We start from the raw sequence: 17,768 nt of genomic DNA on the forward strand, positions 1-17,768 counted from the left end.
CGGGTGCTTGAGGAACGTTCATGACATATCTGCTTGATGCCCTTCAGATTCTGACCGGCTACGTCGTCCCATTTCTTCTGGTGCTGACGCTGCTGGTCTTTGTGCACGAGATGGGCCACTACCTCGTCGGCCGCTGGTCGGGCATCCGCATTCTGGCTTTTTCGATCGGCTTTGGCCCTGAGCTCGTCGGCTGGACCGATCGGCACGGAACGCGGTGGAAACTGGCGGCGATTCCCCTTGGCGGTTACGTCAAGTTCTACGGCGACGAGGATGCGGCGAGCGTGCCGGACTACAAGCGCCTGGAGGCGCTGGCGCCGGAAGAGCGCAGTCAGACCTTCCTCGGCGCCAAATTGTGGAAGCGTGCGGCAACCGTCGCCGCCGGACCGATCGCAAACTTCATTCTCGCCATCGCCATCTTTGCCGTGCTGTTTTCCGTCTACGGGCGTCAGGTCGCCGATCCGGTGGTTGCGCGGGTGAATGAGAACAGTGCTGCTGCGCAAGCAGGTGTCGTGCCGGGAGACCGTCTGATTTCGATCGACGGCACTCCGGTCGTCACCTTCGACGACGTTCGCCGCTACGTCAGTGTTCGCCCGGAAATGCCGATTTCGATCCGAATCGAACGCAACGGCGCGATGCTCGATCTGTCCATGGTGCCGCAGCGTACCGAGCTCACGGATCAGTTTGGCAACAAGATGGAAATCGGCGTCATCGGTATCCTGACCGATCAGGAAGCCGGCAATTTCCGCACGGTCAACTATGGTCCGATTGAGGCCGTCGGGCAGGGCGTCCTGCAAAGCTGGCACGTTGTCACCGGTACTTTCGACTATCTCTCCAATGTCGTGACCGGGCGGATGAAGGCGGATCAGATCGGCGGACCGATCCGCGTCGCCAAGGTCTCGGGACAGATGGCGACGCTTGGAATTCCGTTTTTGCTGAATATTGCCGCGATCCTGTCTGTTTCCATAGGATTGCTTAACCTCATGCCCGTTCCGGTGCTTGATGGCGGCCACTTGATGTTCTATGCGGTTGAGGCCTTGCGCGGAAGGCCGGTGGGCCCGGCCGCGCAGGATGTCGCCTACCGGATCGGTTTTGCCATGGTGCTGATGCTCATGGTCTTTGCCACCTGGAACGACATATCGATGTTCTTCGGCTAGCGTTCGGCCGGGGAAACGGCGAGGGGGATTTCGACGGATACTGTGAACGATTGGTTTTCAACGGCTTGCGACGAAAGGTTTTGTTTACGATAAATCGAAGCTGTAGTGGCCGTTAAGCCACGGTTCGAATTGAAGTAAACAGAAATTAACGAGCTGGCTTGCTTGTATGGGAAAAGCGGTTAAAACGGCAACCGTGACCGGAGTCGGCACGAAACTGCCGCGCGACGTTTGGAAAAGGTAAGATTTGAACATGAAAGCTGGTTCAAGGTTTTTGAACGCGGTGTCGGCGGCTGCGCTGTCAACAAGCATTGTTGTTTCCGGCGCTGGTGTTGGGTTGCTCGCAGGCACGTCCGTTGCAGAAGCTGCGGTCATCAATCGTGTCGAAGTGCGCGGCGCCACGCGCGTCAGCGCTGAGACGGTTCGCGCCAACATCACGATCGTTCCGGGCAAGAGCTTCAACAACACCGACATCGACGCTTCCGTGAAGCGCCTGTATGCGACCGGCTACTTCTCCGACGTCAGCATCAACGTTTCCGGCGGCACGCTGGTCGTCAGCGTCAGCGAGAATCAGCTCGTCAACCAGGTCGTCTTCAACGGCAACCGCAAGATCAAGGACGACAAGCTGCAGGGCGTTGTGCGCACGCAGCCGCTCGGTCCTTATAGCGAAGCGACGGTTGAGACGGACATTCAGTCGATCAAGGACGCCTATGCGGCGATCGGTCGTGGCGATGTCACGGTGACGACGCAGGTCGTTCCTGTGGCCGAAGGTCGCGTCAACCTCGCGTTCGTCATCAACGAAGGCGAGCGCACCAAGATTTCTCAGATCAACTTCGTCGGCAACGAAGCGTACAGCGACGGTCGCCTGCAGTCGGTCATCGCGACGAAGGAATCGGGCATCTTCTCCTTCATTACGCGGAAGGACGTCTACAATCCCGACAAGCTGCGCGCGGACGAAGAACTGTTGCGTCAGTTCTACTACAACCGCGGCTACGCCGACTTCCAGGTCGTTACCTCGGATGCGACCCTGAATGAAGCGACCAACGAATACACGGTGACGATCACCGTCGAAGAAGGTCCGCGCTACGACTTTGGTTCCGTCAACGTCGAATCGACCGTTGAGGGCATCAACGCCGAAGAACTGAAGGGGCTTATCGTCAGCCGTCAGGGTTCGGTCTACAAGGCCAAGGACGTTCAGGCGACGATGACCGAGATCTCGAAGCGCGTCGCTTCGGCTGGCTACCCGTTCGCTCGCGTCACGCCTCGCGGCAACCGCGATCTCGGCAACCACACGATCGCCGTCGACTACCTCGTCGACCAGGGCGAGCGCGCCTATGTCGAGCGAATCGAAATCCGCGGCAACACCCGTACCCGCGACTACGTTATCCGTCGCGAGTTCGACATGGGTGAAGGCGACGCCTTCAACCAGGAAATGGTAGCGCGCGCCAAGCGTCGTCTCGAGGCTCTCGGTTACTTCTCGACTGTCAACGTTTCGACCGCTCCGGGCAGCGCCGCTGACCGTGTTGTTGTGATCGTCGACGTACAGGATCAGTCGACCGGTTCGTTCGGTATCGGTGCAGGTTACTCCGCCGGTAGCGGTGGTGGCTTCCTCGTCGAAGCTTCGATCGAAGAGAAGAACTTCCTCGGTCGCGGTCAGTACATCCGCGTCGCCGCTGGTCGTGGCGACGAAAGCCGGACGTACAACGTTTCGTTCACCGAGCCGTATTTCCTTGGCTACCGTCTGGCTGCAGGCTTCGACGTCTTCAAGAACGAAAACGACTTCGATGACGACAACTATAGCTACGAAGATCAGGGCTTCAGCCTGCGCGTGACCGCGCCGATCACCGAGAACCTGTCGACGACGCTGCGTTACAATTTCACGCAGTTCGACTATAGCGGTAACGTCGCGAAGCTTTCTTCGCCGTACGTTCGCGCGGTCGAGGGTGGCAATTGGGTTCGTTCGTCGGTCTCGCAGTCGATCACCTACAACACGCTCGACGATGCGCAGCTGCCGCATGACGGCATTCTCGCGACCTTCACGCATGAATTCGCCGGCCTCGGTGGTGACTCCGACTTCTACAAGATGACCGGTAAGGCCAAGTGGTACTACACCGTTAACGACGAAGCCGACATCATCGCTTCGCTCGGCGGTAGCGCCGGCCATATCTTCGAAACCGGTAGCGATCTGCAGGTCTTCGACCAGTTCCAGCTCGGCACCAGCGACATCCGTGGCTTCGAGCGTAACGGTGTTGGTCCTCGGGACAAGGCAACGGGCGATGCGCTCGGCGGTACGACCTACTTCACGGCTTCGGCCGAGGCGACGTTCCCGCTTCCGGGTATCCCGCGTGACAGCGGCTTCCGCGGTGCGGTCTTCGCTGATGCCGGCACGCTTTACAGCAACCAGGTCCAGATGGCCCCGGGCGAGACCGTGCAGGGCAACAACTCGTCGCTGCGTGCATCGGTCGGTGTTGGTCTGATCTGGGCTTCACCCTTCGGTCCGCTGCGCGTCGACTACGCATGGCCGATCGCCAAGGAAGATTTCGACAAGGTTCAGAACTTGAAGTTCGGTATTTCCTCGTCGTTCTGATAAGAAGCAGTCCAGAACTGCCAGAAAAGATCGTTCTGGAGTGTACATGGAACAGAACTGGTTTTTTCCGCCCCACGATGGGATCCGCCTGGGCGACCTGGCGGATCGAATTGGGGCGGAATTGGTGGATGTCGCGGTCGCTGACCGTGCTGTCCGCTCCGTAGCGCCGGTCTATCGGGCAAAGCCCGGGGACGTCTGCTATATGTTGTCTCGCAAGAGCCGTGCCGAACTCGAAACGTGTGAGGCATCGGCGATCATTTGCGATAAGACGATTTCGTCTCTCGTCCCTGCACATATTCCCGTCCTTTTGACAGCGCGCCCGCACACGGCCTTTGCGCTTGCTGGCACGTTGTTGCACGAGATTGCGATGCGTCCGGCTCGCAATACGAGCCTGCGCGGCATCGCGCCTGGCGCGTTCGTGGATCCGACCGCGCGGCTTGAAGACGATGTCGAGGTCGAACCGACGGCTGTGGTTGGTGCTGGCGCCGAGATCGGCCGCGGCACGCGGATCGCGGCCGGCGCGGTCATCGGCCCAGGCGTGCGCATCGGTCGCGAGTGCACGATTGCCGCAGGTGCAAGCGTGCTTTGCGCTCTCGTCGGCAACAGCGTGATCATTCACCCCGGCGCTCGCATCGGTCAGGACGGCTTCGGCTATGCGCCGGGTCCGAAAGGCGGGATGATCAAGATCGTTCAGGTCGGACGGGTGATCATTCAGGATCATGTCGAGATCGGCGCGAATACGACCATCGACCGTGGCACGATGGATGACACAGTGATCGGCGAGGGTACGAAGATCGACAATCTCGTTCAGATCGGTCACAACGTGCGCATTGGTCGCTATTGCGGCATCGTCAGCGGGGTCGGCATCGCCGGCAGCACAAAGATCGGCGATGGCGTCATGATCGGCGGCGGCAGCGGCGTCAATGGCCATATCACGGTTGGTGATGGCGTCCAGATCGCCGCCATGAGCGGCGTGGCGGCTGATGTTCCCGCCGGCGAACGGTACGGCGGTATTCCAGCGCGCCCGATGCGTGATTTCCTGCGCGACGTTGCGGAAATGGCCATGCGGGCAGAGGAAAGACAGAAAAAGAAGAAGGGCGGCGCGAATGAGTGAAGCAGCAACGGTTCTCGGCACGGCGGATATTCAGGAAATCCTGAAACTGCTTCCCCATCGCTACCCATTTCTGCTCGTCGATCGCATCATCGAGATCGACGGCGACAATTCGGCGATCGGCATCAAGAACGTTTCGGCGAACGAGCCGCATTTCACCGGCCACTTCCCGGAGCAGCCGATCATGCCGGGCGTCCTGCTGGTCGAGGGCATGGCGCAGACCGCCGGCGCGATCTGCGCCCGCAAGGTGGGAACCGGCACGAACCTGGTCTATTTCATGACCATCGACAATGCCCGTTTCCGCAAGCCGGTCGTGCCCGGAGATCGCGTCGAATTCCATGTCGTGAAGCAGAAGCAGCGCGGCAATATCTGGAAATTTCACTGTGACGCAAAAGTTGACGGGCAACTTGTCGCAGAAGCTGATATCGGCGCGATGATAGTCAGCAAGGAAGACGCCTGAACATGATTGCAGCATCTGCGAAGATCCACCCGTCCTCGATCGTCGAGAGCGGTGCTGTGATCGGCGAGAACGTCAAGATCGGCCCGTTTTGCTACATCGGGCCGAAAGTCGTTCTGGGCGACGATATCGAGCTTCTCAGCCATGTCGTGGTGATCGGCCGGACGACCGTCGGCAAGGGAACGAAGATTTTCCCGAACGCCGTGGTCGGCGGTGATTCCCAGAGCGTTCACCACAGCGCCGTCGATACCGAGCTTCTGATCGGCACCAATTGCACGATCCGTGAAGGCGTGACGATGAACACCGGAACCGTCGAGCATGGCGGTAAGACGGTCGTCGGCGATAACAATCTCTTTCTCGCCAACTCGCACGTGGCGCATGATTGCCGCCTCGGCAGCAACATCATCCTGTCCAACAATGTGATGCTGGCGGGCCATGTCACGGTCGAAGATCGCGTCATTCTCGGCGGCGGCTGTGCGGTCCACCAGTTCACCCGCGTCGGCCGTCAGGCCTTTGTCGGCGGTCTGTCAGCTGTCAGCTACGACGTCATTCCCTATGGCATGCTCAACGGCAATCCCGGCCTGCTGAGCGGTCTGAATGTCGTCGGCATGAGCCGGGCTGGCATCGATCGTGCAACGATCCATGTGGTTCGCCGCGCCTACAAGCAGATCTTCGAAGGGCCGGAATCGATCCGCGCCAATGCCGCAGCGATTCGCGAAGACTATATGGATTGCGCGCCGGTCATGGAAATCCTCGATTTCATCGGCGCCGAGAGCGACCGCGCGCTATCTTCGCCGCAACGCGGCAAGGCCTGACCGTGATGTCTTCTGCTGCGAGCCGCGCGGCGACCAGCGGCCGGCTCGCAATCATCGCTGGTGGCGGCGCGCTGCCTCATCACGTCGCCGAAGCGGTTCGTGCACGCGGCGAAGATCCCTACATCATCGCGCTCACGCGTGAAGCGGAAGAATCCGATTGGGTCGATTTTGACCATTCGGTTCTGGCGATCGGCGATTTCGCCAATATCAGCCGCACATTCAAAGAAGAGGGCATCGACCGCGTCGTCTTGTCCGGGTGGGTTCGGCGTCGGCCGGAGTGGCGCGATATCCGCCCGACGTTGCGGACCCTCGCAAAGATACCGTCAGTGCTGAAGACCTTGGTCTCGGGCGGGGACGATGCGGTTCTGCGCATGGCGATGCAGCTGATCGAGGCAAGCGGCGCGCACGTCATCGGCGTGCACGAGGTGGTACCCAATCTCCTGGCCGAATCGGGCCCCATCGGTGCTGTGAACCCTGACGGTGACGACCAACGCGACATAGAAGCGGGCATCGCTGCGGCCAACGCGCTCGGCGCGCTCGACGTGGGGCAGGGGGCGGTTGCGGTCGGCGGGCGTGTCGTAGCGCTCGAGGGCGCCGAGGGCACGGACGCCATGCTGGAGCGCGTCGCCGTCTTGAAGGCGGAGGGCCGCGTCTCTTCGCGCCGGCGCGGCGTTCTCGTCAAACTTTGCAAGCCGGGACAGGATCTGCGCGCGGATCTGCCGTCGATCGGCCCGTCCACCATCGCGCTTGCCGAGCGGGCCGGTCTTGCCGGTGTTGCCGTCGAAGCCGGACGGGCGCTGGTGCTGGAACGTAGCGAAGTGGTCAAGGTCGCCGATCAAGCGGGGCTTTTTGTCGCCGGAGTGGAGCGCACGTCCGGAGGTATCAGACGATGAACGCGCCACGTTACAAGCTCGCAGTGATCGCGGGTGAAGTTTCCGGCGACCTTCTGGGTGCCGATCTCGTCCGCGCGCTTCGGGCGCAAAGCCATTCCGACGTCGAACTCGTCGGGGTCGGCGGCGAGGCGCTGGAGGCCGAGGGCCTTCGCTCGTTGTTCGACTATTCCGAACTGTCGATCATGGGCTTCACCCAGGTGCTCGCCCGTCTGCCGAAGCTGATCATGCGTATTCGCCAAACGGCAAAGGCGATCATCGCAGCCCGACCCGACGCGCTTCTGATCATTGATAGCCCGGATTTCACCCACCGCGTGGCGCGAAAAGTGCGCGCCGCATTGCCGGATCTGCCCGTCATCAACTACGTCTGCCCGAGCGTCTGGGCCTGGAAGCCGGAGCGAGCACCGCGCATGCGCGGCTACGTCGATCACGTGCTCGCCGTCTTGCCGTTCGAGCCGGAGGCGATGGAGCGGCTGCAAGGCCCCCCGACCACTTATGTCGGCCATCGCCTTGCAAGCGACGCCAATGTGCTCGCCGTTCGCGCAAGCCGCCAGCCGCGCCTTGCGGGCGCCAAGGACGGGCGTGTTGAGACATGCCTTCTATTGCCGGGCTCGCGCTCCAGCGAGGTCGGTCGCCTGCTGCCGATCTTCCGCGCGACAGTCGAGGAACTCGAAGCCCGCCATCCGGGAATTCGCTTCCTGCTCCCGACCGTCCCGCGCCAGGAGAAGCTGGTGCGGGAAATTACCGCATCCTGGACGATCCAGCCGGAAATTTCCGTCGGTGCGGCCGACAAATGGGCGGCCTTCGATCGAGCCGACGCGGCGATTGCTGCTTCGGGTACGGTCATTCTGGAACTCGCTTTGGCTGGCGTGCCCGTGGTTTCAACCTATGCGCCGGATTTCCTGGTGAAGTTCCTGCACAAGCGCATCCGCATCTGGAGTGGCGCACTGCCGAACCTGATCGCGGATTTCCCGATCGTCCCGGAATATTTCGGCGAATCGATCCGCCCCGGGGCCTTGACGCGCTGGATGGAGCGGCTTTCGGGCGCAACGGCGCAGCGGGCCTCGATGCTCGACGGTTACGCGCTGGTGCAGCAGCGCATGACGACCGATCATCCGCCGGGCGAGATGGCAGCCAAGATCGTTCTTGGCTATCTCAACAAGAGCAAGCCGTAAGACTTAGCGCCGCCCGAGCGCGCGATTGCCGCAATACTTCTGAAGATGGTGCCTGGTGCAAAGTGTGCGCTAGGGTGGCGTTGTGTTGCCGCCATTGCGAGACCGGCCACAACTGGTCAGAAACGTCGATCCTAGCCTGCAAAAACAAAAGCCCGGTCATCGCTGACCGGGCTTTGTTGTCTCTGCTGATTTGTCAGTCTTAGCGCTTGGAAACCGGCACGTAGTCGCGCTGCGGAGCGCCGACATAGAGCTGGCGCGGACGGCCGATGCGCTGTTCCGGATCCTCGATCATCTCGTTCCACTGCGCGATCCAGCCGACGGTACGGGCAAGCGCGAAGAGAACGGTGAACATGGTGGTGGGGAAGCCGAGAGCCTTCAGCGTGATGCCCGAGTAGAAGTCGATGTTCGGGTAGAGCTTCTTCTCGATGAAGTACTCGTCGGTGAGCGCGATGCGTTCGAGTTCCATCGCCACTTCGAGAAGCGGATCGTCCTTGTGGCCGAGTTCGGCGAGCACTTCATGCGTGGTCTTCTGCATGATCTTGGCGCGCGGATCGTAGTTCTTGTAGACGCGGTGACCGAAGCCCATCAGGCGGAACGGATCGTTCTTGTCCTTGGCGCGGGCGATGAATTCCGGAATACGGTCGGCCGTGCCGATTTCGGCAAGCATGTTGAGCGCCGCTTCGTTGGCGCCGCCGTGAGCCGGGCCCCAGAGGCAGGCGATGCCGGCCGCGATGCAGGCGAACGGGTTGGCACCCGACGAGCCGGCGAGGCGAACCGTCGAGGTCGAAGCGTTCTGTTCGTGGTCGGCGTGCAGGATGAAGATACGGTCCATGGCGCGCGACAGAACCGGGTTGACGACATATTCTTCGCAGGGAACGGCAAAGCACATGCGCAGGAAGTTCGAGGCGTAGTCGAGGTCGTTCTTCGGGTAAACGAAGGGCTGGCCGATGTGGTACTTGTAGGCCATGGCCGCAATCGTCGGCATCTTGGCGATCATGCGCAGCGACGCAACCATGCGCTGGTGCGGATCGGTGATGTCGGTCGAGTCGTGGTAGAAGGCAGAAAGCGCGCCGACGCAGCCGCACATGACGGCCATCGGGTGTGCGTCGCGGCGGAAGCCGGTGAAGAAGCGCGACATCTGCTCATGCACCATGGTGTGGTGCGTGACGCGATAGTCGAAGTCAGCCTTTTGCGCCTTCGTCGGCAGTTCGCCGTAAAGCAGCAGGTAGCAGACTTCCAGGAAGTCGCCGTGCTCGGCGAGCTGTTCGATCGGATAGCCGCGGTGGAGCAGCACGCCTTCGTCGCCGTCGATATAGGTGATCTTGGATTCGCACGACGCCGTCGACGTGAAGCCCGGGTCGTAGGTGAACATCTTTGTCTGCTTGTAGAGCGAGCCGATGTCCACGACGTCAGGGCCGATGGACCCAGATCGCACCGGAAGATCCGCCGACTTTCCATCGAGTGTTACAACCGCGGTTTTATCAGTCATCGGACCCTCCGTCTTATGGCAACGTGGCACACAGACGTGCCACGACAATGAACGTTGCGAATTTGCTATATGATTTATTTTCGACTGCCAAGCTGTACGAAAGGCAAATTGTGCGATGCGAAAATGTGCATATGGCGACGCAATAATGGCATGTTACGGCAATAAGTCCAAAGAGATCAATAAGCTCGTCCGATGATGGTGCGGTACCATTCTATATAGGTTTGCCGCTTTTTTCGGCAGATAGCGCCTCGGTTGCAGTTGCGCTGCGTTGGTTGCATGATCGACCGCGAAGTCAGGGTCCAAAGTGCGGGCGCAATGAGCGAAACGGAAATTCGGCAAGCGTCGCTCGACGTCGAACGCGGAAGCTTCAGGCTTCCCGAATCCGATGCCGCCGTTGTCGCCGCGACATTACCTACGCGAGGCCGGTTCTTCCTGTTTCTCCGGCCATCGTGGCAAGCAATTGCGGGCCGCGCAGCTCGTTTCCGGCCTGCCGCGCTTAAACCGGCATTCCTCGCCGCGATCGAAGAGGAACGGGCATTCGGTCACGGTTTCGTGTTGATCCCGGTGTTCTTGATCTTCGGCGTGCTCGCCTGGCTGGCGCTGCCCTTCGATATCCGGATTGCCAATCTTGCAGTGCTGCTGTGCATTTTCGGAATAGCAGCGCTGGCCTGTCGGTGGCGGCTGGCGCCTTTGAGGGCTCCGTTGATTGCGGTTACGCTCTTCATCTGCGGCATGCTGCTGGTCGCGATCGAGACGTGGTGCATCGACACGGTTGTTCTCGACGCTCCGGTGACCACGAACCTGCGGGGCGTGGTCTTTTCGCGCGAGCAGGACGATCGCGGCCGCTGGCGCTACGGGCTGGAGATCGAGGAAACGAGCCGGCCAAAGCTGCGCCGCCAGCCGCTGAAGGCGACGCTGGTGACGCGGGGCTCCGGAGAGCCGTTTCCGCTCGGCGCGATGGTCGAGGGCAGGGCGCGGCTGTCTCCGCCCTCGGGTCCGGCGCTGCCCGGCCTGAACGATTTCGCCTTCGACAGCTATTTCAAGGGAATCGGCGCCGTCGGGTTTTTCTACGGCGCGCCCAAACTATCCGAGAAGGTGGCGACCGAAGAGCCCGAGGCGGCTTTCTCGCTGCGTTCGGCAGCGGCGAAAACGATGGCCGCAATGCGGGAAACGGTTGGCGAGAGGATCCGCGCCTCGATCGGCGGCGATACCGGCGCGCTTGCGGCGGCTCTGGTGACCGCAGAGGAAAGGGCCATCAGCCGGGAGACGGTCGAGGTGCTGCGACAGGCGGGGCTAGCGCATGTGCTGGCGATCTCCGGCCTCAACATGGCGCTGGCAGCCGGCACGTTTCTGATCGGCGCACGCACTGCTCTCAGCATGGTTCCGGGGCTGGCGCACCGTGTGCCGATCAAGAAGGTTGCCGCTGCCGGTGCGCTGCTGATGGTCTGCCTCTACATCCTCATTTCCGGCGGCGCCGTATCGGCACTTCGCGCCTGGATCATGATCTCGATCATGCTGGTCGCGGTGTTTTTCGACCGCATGTCGATCAGCCTGCGCAACGTCGCGCTCGCCGCAATCGTCATCGTGGTTCTCATGCCTTCGGCTGTGGCCGGGCCAGGCTTCCAGATGTCCTTCGCCGCCACCCTGGCGCTGGTTGCCGGCTACGGGCGCTGGCGCGAACGGCGCACCGGCAAGGCCGAAGCGGCTGGCGGCCGCAGCAAGGGGCGCCTCATCACCGGCGTCGCCGCAGGCATCCTCATCACCTCGCTCATCGGCGGCCTGGCAACGTCGGTCTATTCGATCGCCTACTTCCACAGGCTGCCGGCCTATGGCCTGCTCGCAAACATTCTCACCATGCCGCTGATCAGCATCGTGATCATGCCCTTCGGTCTGTTCGCCATGCTGCTAATGCCGTTCGGGCTTGAGCATCTGCCTTTGATGGCGATGGCGTGGGGTCTCGATCGGATGCTCGACGTCGCCCGGTTCGTGACGTCGCTCGATGGCGAGGTCGTGACCGGCCGCATCGGACCCATCGGCTTCGTGCTGATCGCGATCGGCGGTGTTTTTCTCTGCGTGCTGCGCAGTTGGCTGGCAATCTCTGGCATCGTGCTGATCTGTGCAGGCTTCTTCAGCCTGGCATTGGAAGATGGGAGCCGGCCCGACATCGTGATCGCCGAGGACGGACGCATTCTCGGTCTGGTCACGGATGATGCCATCGCAACGAACCGGCCGCGCCCGCCGGACTTCATATTTTCGCAATGGCAACGGGCGCTCGCCGTGGGGGAGCACGAGCGGCCGGTCATGCTCCCGCCTGCAGCCGATGATCTTTACCCGGCTATGGAACAGGCGGTCCGACGAGCGCCGCCGATCGATGGAGAGAAGGCTACGGCGATCCGTGCGGATTTTTCATCGGCCATCGAGGCAAGCCGGCCAGGTCGATTTGTCTGCCGCGACAAGCAATGGTGTGCGGCGCGCAGCGCCATCGGCTGGACGATCGTCACCCTCGAAAACCCGCGCCTCTTTCCCGCCCTGTGCGATCAGGCAGACCTGATCGTGGTCGCCGCGCGGGTCGATGTGGAAGCGTGCGCGCCGCGCCGAGCCCGCATCGTCGACGCACGGACGCTGCGCCGCACGGGCGCAATCGAAATTCGGGCGGAGCAGCAGGAAGGGCAGGGCTCACCCGTCATGCAAATCCGGCCGGCTTTCACGACGCTTGCCCGTCCCTGGGAGCGCCATCGCACCTATGATTGGCGCAGCGACACCTTCATCGAAGATCAGCCGACGCCCTGAAAACGCCTGTCCAGTTCCGGCTATGGGTGGTTGCGAAATTATTCTTGATTGATAAACTCCACAAATCCTTGTCATTCGGTTTTCCTTTGCTTAAAGAGCCCCGGAAGCGCGCAAGGGTAGCGGCGGATGACGGAAAACCCTTCGCCCTGACACGACGAAATGGACCAGTACGTGAGGAACGAGATGCCGAGACGAGCCCGATCGACGATCAATTTGTTGGCAGCCGCGATGCTGGTCCTGTCCTCCGCAGCTTCGCCAACGGCCGCCTTGGCCCAAGCGACGACGCAGGCACCCGCGGTTAATGGTACGCAAAGCGGCGCAACAGCGCCGTCCGAATCCGCGCCGACGGCAGAAAGTCAGGGCACGGCCGTAACCGTTCCGCCGGCGGAACCGGCGACACAGGCGCAGCCGACACTGCAAGCTCCTGCCGCTACGTCGGGCGAGGGGGCGCCGGTAGCCGTTGAAGGCGCCCCGGTGACGGCGGAAAGCACGCCTGGAACGGGCGAGGGTGCAGCAAGCCAAGTGTTGCCGCATGATCTTTCGCCGATTGGCATGTTCATGGCCGCCGACGTGGTGGTGAAGAGCGTGATGATTGGCCTTGCGCTGGCGTCCGTCGCCACCTGGGCGATCTTTGTGGTCAAGCTGCTGGAACTCTTTGGCGCCAAGGCGCGCCTGACGCGCGCAGTTCGCCTGCTGTCGGCTGCCAACGGCCTGGCAGACGTCAAGGGAGCCTTTGACGGCAAGTCGGGACCGGCGCCCGAAATGGTCGCCGCGGCGATCGACGAAATGGCCCGCTCGGAGGCGGTGATCGACCATGCGCCGACAGGCGGCCTGAAGGAGCGTGTTTCCTCGCTTCTGACCCGCATCGAGGTTCGCGCCGGTAAGCGCATGACAAGTGGCACCGGCATCCTGGCCTCGATCGGCTCCGTCGGCCCGTTCGTCGGCCTTTTCGGCACGGTCTGGGGGATCATGAATTCCTTCATCGGCATCAGCAAGGCACAGACGACCAATCTGGCGATCGTGGCGCCGGGCATCGCGGAGGCGCTTTTGGCGACCGCTATCGGCCTGGTGGCGGCGATCCCGGCCGTCGTCATCTACAACTATTTTGCCCGCTCGGTCGGTGGCTACAAGGTCATTCTCGCCGATGCTGCGGCGGCCGTGGAACGGCTCGTCAGCCGCGACCTCGACCATCGCCTGGCCCGCAAGGCGCAGCCGCGCCGCCAGGACTTCGGTCACACCGAGACGACCATCGCAAGGATCGGGTGACCTATGGCCGGAAAAATCAGCGACGGTGGCGGCGATCTCGATGAAAACGCCGAGATCAACGTCACCCCCTTCATCGACGTCATGCTGGTGCTGTTGATCATTTTCATGGTGGCGGCGCCGCTCGCCACCGTGGACATGAAGGTGGACCTGCCGCAATCGGCCGCAAAGCCGGCTCCGCGGGACGACAAGCCGGTCTTCGTGACTTTGAAGGCCGATCTGGCTCTGGCGATCGGCAACGATGAGACGGCGCGCGAGAGCTTTGCCGACGAGTTGAAGCGCCTGACCGAAGGCAATACAGAGACGCGCGTTCTGCTGCGCGCGGACAAAGCCGTCGACTACGGTGAGCTGATGACGGTGATGAACCTCATTCAGAACGCCGGCTACACCAAGATTGCCCTCGTTGGGCTGGAAGGCGCGCCGGGACGCTGATCCCGGCCGGCAATCGTGTTGCCTCCGCCATTCGCAGTGCAATTCCCTCCCGTTTTTCCGGCGCAGATTGCCGCTATCGCTTGAAACCGGCCGGGCGCCGATTTATGAGCTTACCTCAAAGGCTTTCCGACGGGAGCCAGAAGACGATCGTGCGTGCTTGCCCGAAAGCGGGCGCCGCGCCTATCCGGACACGAGGGCACTACCATGAATTTCGAAGCAGCGCGCACCAAGATGGTGGACAACCAGATCCGCACGACGGATGTCACGTCCCACTCGGTCCTGTCCGCGTTCCTGAGCGTGCCGCGCGAGGAGTTCGTGCCTGCCAAGATGAAAGAGCTTGCCTACATCGACACGGATATCTCGCTTGAGGTTACCAATGGCAACGCACCGCGTTTCCTGATGGAGCCGTCGCCGCTCGCCAAGCTTCTCCAGCTGGCCGAAATCGCCAAGTCCGATGTCGTCCTGGAGATCGGCTGCGGCACCGGCTACGCGTCCGCACTGCTGTCACAGGTTGCAGGTTCGGTCGTTGCGCTCGAAAGCGATGAAGGCCTCGCCGCCACCGCGACGGAAACGCTGTCTCGCCTCGGCTACGACAACATCGCCGTCGTGACCGGCGAACTCGAGAAGGGATATGCCGCCGAGGCACCCTATGACGTGATCTTCGTTCACGGCTCGGTCGAAGTCCTGCCGACCGCTTTGTTCGAGCAGCTGCGCGATGGCGGGCGGCTGGTCGTCGTTGAAGGATTTGGCAATGCTTCTCGCGCTAAACTCTATGTGCACGAGCACGGAAAGACGTCCGAGCGCCCCGATTTCAACACCGCGGTCAAGCCGCTTCCCGGCTTCCGTCGTGCACAGGAATTTGTTTTTTGAGGTCCCGCTTATTGAGGGATATCAACAATTAATTGCGTTGCTAAAATAACAATGTTGCCAATTCGCAACGCGGTACTTGTTTCTTTTTGAAATGGCTGCGCAGAGTATGGCTGCGCAGTTGTCGGAATGCTGATTCCGGGTTTCAAAGAGTGCAGTGGTAGTGATTTGCTCACCAGTGGGCGGTGTGAGCGCTTCATCGCCGTGTCTAGTTGGGGTCGCTTTTTGCACAAAGAGCGGCGCCGCGGAAATAGAGGGCAGGCTCTGCCGCCCCGATCGGAGAGAGAAGTAATGGTGTCGATTGTCCGCAAAGCGGCCCTCCTGGCCGCCGTTTCGACAAGCTTGCTGCTTGCACCGCACGCAGTACTGGCCGAAACGATCTTCGGCGCAATGGCCAAAGCCTACGCAAACAACCCTGACCTGAACGCCGCGCGGGCCGGCCTCAGGGCGACCGACGAGAGCGTGCCGATTGCCAAGTCCGGCTTTCGCCCCCAGGTGGCGGCATTCGCGTCCGGAACGCTTTCGACCATCGACAGAGAAAAGACCCTGAGCGAAGACCTCCACCAGGGACAGGTCGGCATCACCGTAAACCAGATGGTGTTTGACGGCTTTCAGACGCTGAACAATGTGCGCGCCGCTGAATCGAACGTCTTTGCGACCCGCGAATCGCTGCGCGCCAACGAGATATCGATTCTCCTTTCGGCCGCGACCATCTATTCCAACATCGCGCGCGACCAGCAGCTCGTATCGATCCGCAAGCAGAACATCGCCTTCCTTCAGGAGCAGGTTAACGCGGCGAAAGCCCGTCTCGATGTGGGCGAAGGCACCCGAACGGACGTGAGCCTCGCCGAAGCCTCGCTCGCCAACGCCCAGTCGCAGCTTATCGTCGCCGTCGCTCAGTTGAAGCAGAGCGAAGCGACCTATGTACAGATCGTCGGCGATGTGCCGCGCGGCATCAAGCAGGCTTCGCCGGCTTCGAAGGCCCTGCCGCGCACGCTCGATCAGGCCGTCGCGACAGGTCTGCGCGAAAGCCCGATCATTCTGTCGGCGCAGTACTCCGTTGATTCGGCCGGTTATCAGGTCAAGTCGGCGGAAGGCACGATGCTCCCCGGTGTGACGCTGCAGGGCCAGGTTGGCCGCACCACCGGCAATGCCAGCCAGTTCGATAGCAATGCATCGAGCATTACGGCTCGCCTCGAAGTTCCGATCTATCAGGGTGGCGCCGAGTACGGCCAGATCCGCCAGGCCAAGGAACGTCTCGGCCAGCAGCGCATCCTCGTCGATTCGGCGCGTGCGGCGGTACAGCAGACTATTGTCTCCGCCTATGCTCAGCTGGAAGCCGCGATTGCGCGCATCTCCGCCAACAAGGCGCAGATCTCCGCCGCCAAGCTGGCTCTCGATGGCGTGATCGAAGAGCGCAAGGTCGGCCAGCGTACAACACTCGACGTGCTTGATTCGCAGCAGGACGTGCTTCAGGCACAGGAACTTCTGGCCGTTGCCCAGCGCGACGCGGTCGTTGCGAGCTATTCGCTGCTTGCTGCCGCCGCGCGGCTGACCGTGAAGGATCAGGGCCTGCAGGTTGCCGAATACCGTGCCGAAGAGCACTACGAAGTGGTCAAGGACAAGTGGTTCGGTCTGCGAACCGTTGACGGTCGCTAAGGCGTCCGTTCGCATCATTGAGCACCTGCTAACGCCTCGGGTCTTCCCCGGGGCGTTTCTATTTTTTCCCCTGAAAACAAATCTGTGCAAGAATCCTAAGCGTTGATTCGTGGCGTATGTTTCGTTCGCGAACTCACTTAAGGTTTGTCGGAAATCGGCGCATGTCCAGTTTTGGGACACATGTCTGCCGCGTCAAACGAGGATGGAAATGGCACAGCTCAATGTCGCGCGTGAACCGTCGATGGATGAAATCCTGGCATCCATTCGCAAGATCATTGAGAGCAACGAACCCGGGCAAGCCGGATTTGCGCCGCAGGAGCAGTTCGAGGACGAGGGCAACGACGAGATCGAGCTGACCATCGACAGCGAGATCGAGACGATCGCCTTTGGCCGACGCGATGAGGCGCCCAAGGCCGCGTTTGTCGAACCGGTCGTGGACAGCCAGGCCGGGCTGTCGGAGCCGTCGCCGGTAGCGCAGCCGCCGCTTTCACTTGCCGATGTCGCAGCACGGGTTCGCGCCGCGTCCGAGCGTCATACGACGGGCTTTGCCGGACGTGAGGTGCCGCCTGCGCCGCAGGTCGTCGCCATTCAGGACAGTCCGGTCGTCACCTCGCGCATGGCGGCGGTTTCCGCGCCGAAAGCGCCGGTGATCGAGCCCGCTGCTGCTGTTGAGGCGCCGGCAGAGCCGGAAGTCGTAGCGCCGCCGCCAGTCGAACTCCCGGAAGTTCTAAGCGCGGTTCCGCCGGTGGCCGCCGTCGTTCCGCCGGAAGCGCCCGCGCCGGAGACGGCGCTTGCGGCGATCGTCTCGCCGGAGGTCGGCCGCAAGGTCGCTCAGTCGTTCGGCGATCTTGCCCACGCAGTGGATCAGGAATCGCGGCGTTCCTTTGATGAAATTGCCGAAGCGATGCTACGGCCGATGCTGCAGGAATGGCTCGATGACAATCTGCCGACGCTTGTCGAGCGGCTCGTCCGCGAGGAAATCGAACGCGTCGCGCGCGGCCCCCGCCGCTAAAAGCCGAATCCGAACACGAAAGAAGCCGCGCGATCGTCGCGGCTTTTTGCGTTCGTGTTGACTTGCACCG

General features: G+C 61.8%; 15 protein-coding genes. 13 read left to right on the forward strand and 2 right to left on the reverse strand.

The features are described from left to right. Positions 1-20 precede the first annotated feature (20 nt). Positions 21-1,154, forward strand: coding sequence for an RIP metalloprotease RseP (rseP, locus tag ASD63_RS27090; protein ID WP_034796698.1), 1,134 nt, complete (start codon positions 21-23; stop codon positions 1,152-1,154). Positions 1,155-1,238: 84 nt separating this feature from the next. Here rseP and ASD63_RS35525 read toward each other — a convergent pair whose 3' ends face one another. Next, entirely contained in the window at positions 1,239-1,463 is a 225-nt protein-coding gene (locus tag ASD63_RS35525) for a hypothetical protein (protein WP_162251000.1), read from the reverse strand. Between ASD63_RS35525 and bamA the strand changes: the two genes are divergently transcribed. The 6 genes from bamA to lpxB are packed head-to-tail and all read left to right on the forward strand — an operon-like array spanning position 1,405 to position 8,186. Next, a complete protein-coding gene (gene bamA, locus ASD63_RS27095) occupies positions 1,405-3,738 on the forward strand; it encodes an outer membrane protein assembly factor BamA (protein ID WP_034796697.1) in 2,334 nt (777 codons plus the stop codon). The genes ASD63_RS35525 and bamA overlap by 59 nt on opposite strands. Before the next feature lie 46 nt (positions 3,739-3,784). After that, positions 3,785-4,852, forward strand: a complete 1,068-nt coding sequence (lpxD, locus tag ASD63_RS27100) for a UDP-3-O-(3-hydroxymyristoyl)glucosamine N-acyltransferase (RefSeq protein ID WP_034796696.1) — start codon at positions 3,785-3,787, stop codon at positions 4,850-4,852. After that, the gene (gene fabZ / locus ASD63_RS27105) at positions 4,845-5,309 is read left to right on the forward strand and encodes a 3-hydroxyacyl-ACP dehydratase FabZ (protein WP_034796695.1); all 465 of its coding nucleotides are present in this window, start codon (positions 4,845-4,847) and stop codon (positions 5,307-5,309) included. Before lpxD ends, fabZ begins: the two co-directional genes overlap by 8 nt. Next, complete coding sequence (gene lpxA, locus ASD63_RS27110; RefSeq protein WP_034796694.1) at positions 5,306-6,121, forward strand: acyl-ACP--UDP-N-acetylglucosamine O-acyltransferase; 816 nt, start codon at positions 5,306-5,308, stop codon at positions 6,119-6,121. Before fabZ ends, lpxA begins: the two co-directional genes overlap by 4 nt. A 5-nt stretch (positions 6,122-6,126) precedes the next feature. After that, a complete protein-coding gene (locus ASD63_RS27115) occupies positions 6,127-7,014 on the forward strand; it encodes an LpxI family protein (RefSeq protein WP_034796693.1) in 888 nt (295 codons plus the stop codon). Beyond that, positions 7,011-8,186, forward strand: a complete 1,176-nt coding sequence (gene lpxB / locus ASD63_RS27120) for a lipid-A-disaccharide synthase (protein ID WP_060530023.1) — start codon at positions 7,011-7,013, stop codon at positions 8,184-8,186. Before ASD63_RS27115 ends, lpxB begins: the two co-directional genes overlap by 4 nt. 199 nt (positions 8,187-8,385) lie before the next feature. On the opposite strand, the gene gltA is transcribed toward lpxB, so the two are convergent. After that, entirely contained in the window at positions 8,386-9,675 is a 1,290-nt protein-coding gene (gene gltA / locus ASD63_RS27125) for a citrate synthase (protein WP_034796688.1), read from the reverse strand. A 315-nt stretch (positions 9,676-9,990) separates the two neighbouring features. Here gltA and ASD63_RS27130 point away from each other — a divergent pair, with 315 nt between their 5' ends. The 6 genes from ASD63_RS27130 (at position 9,991) to ASD63_RS27155 (ending at position 17,698) form a co-directional block, all read left to right on the forward strand. Continuing rightward, on the forward strand, positions 9,991-12,465 hold the full coding sequence (locus tag ASD63_RS27130; RefSeq protein ID WP_034796761.1) for a ComEC/Rec2 family competence protein: 2,475 nt from the start codon (positions 9,991-9,993) through the stop codon (positions 12,463-12,465). Positions 12,466-12,648: 183 nt separating this feature from the next. After that, entirely contained in the window at positions 12,649-13,731 is a 1,083-nt protein-coding gene (exbB, locus tag ASD63_RS27135) for a tonB-system energizer ExbB (protein ID WP_034796759.1), read from the forward strand. A gap of 3 nt (positions 13,732-13,734) precedes the next feature. After that, positions 13,735-14,160 carry a TonB system transport protein ExbD gene (gene exbD / locus ASD63_RS27140; protein ID WP_034796684.1) on the forward strand — a complete coding sequence of 142 codons (426 nt, stop codon included), beginning with the start codon at positions 13,735-13,737 and terminating at the stop codon, positions 14,158-14,160. A 204-nt stretch (positions 14,161-14,364) separates the two neighbouring features. Beyond that, positions 14,365-15,030: a protein-L-isoaspartate O-methyltransferase gene (locus tag ASD63_RS27145; protein ID WP_034796677.1), complete on the forward strand. Its 666-nt coding sequence runs from the start codon at positions 14,365-14,367 to the stop codon at positions 15,028-15,030. 288 nt (positions 15,031-15,318) lie between these two features. Continuing rightward, positions 15,319-16,686, forward strand: a complete 1,368-nt coding sequence (locus ASD63_RS27150) for a TolC family outer membrane protein (protein ID WP_034796676.1) — start codon at positions 15,319-15,321, stop codon at positions 16,684-16,686. Between the two features lie 208 nt (positions 16,687-16,894). Next, on the forward strand, positions 16,895-17,698 hold the full coding sequence (locus ASD63_RS27155) for a PopZ family protein (protein ID WP_034796675.1): 804 nt from the start codon (positions 16,895-16,897) through the stop codon (positions 17,696-17,698). The last annotated feature ends 70 nt before the right edge of the window (positions 17,699-17,768 follow it).

This window comes from Ensifer sp. Root558 (assembly GCF_001427045.1).
Lineage (GTDB): Bacteria > Pseudomonadota > Alphaproteobacteria > Rhizobiales > Rhizobiaceae > Ensifer > Ensifer adhaerens.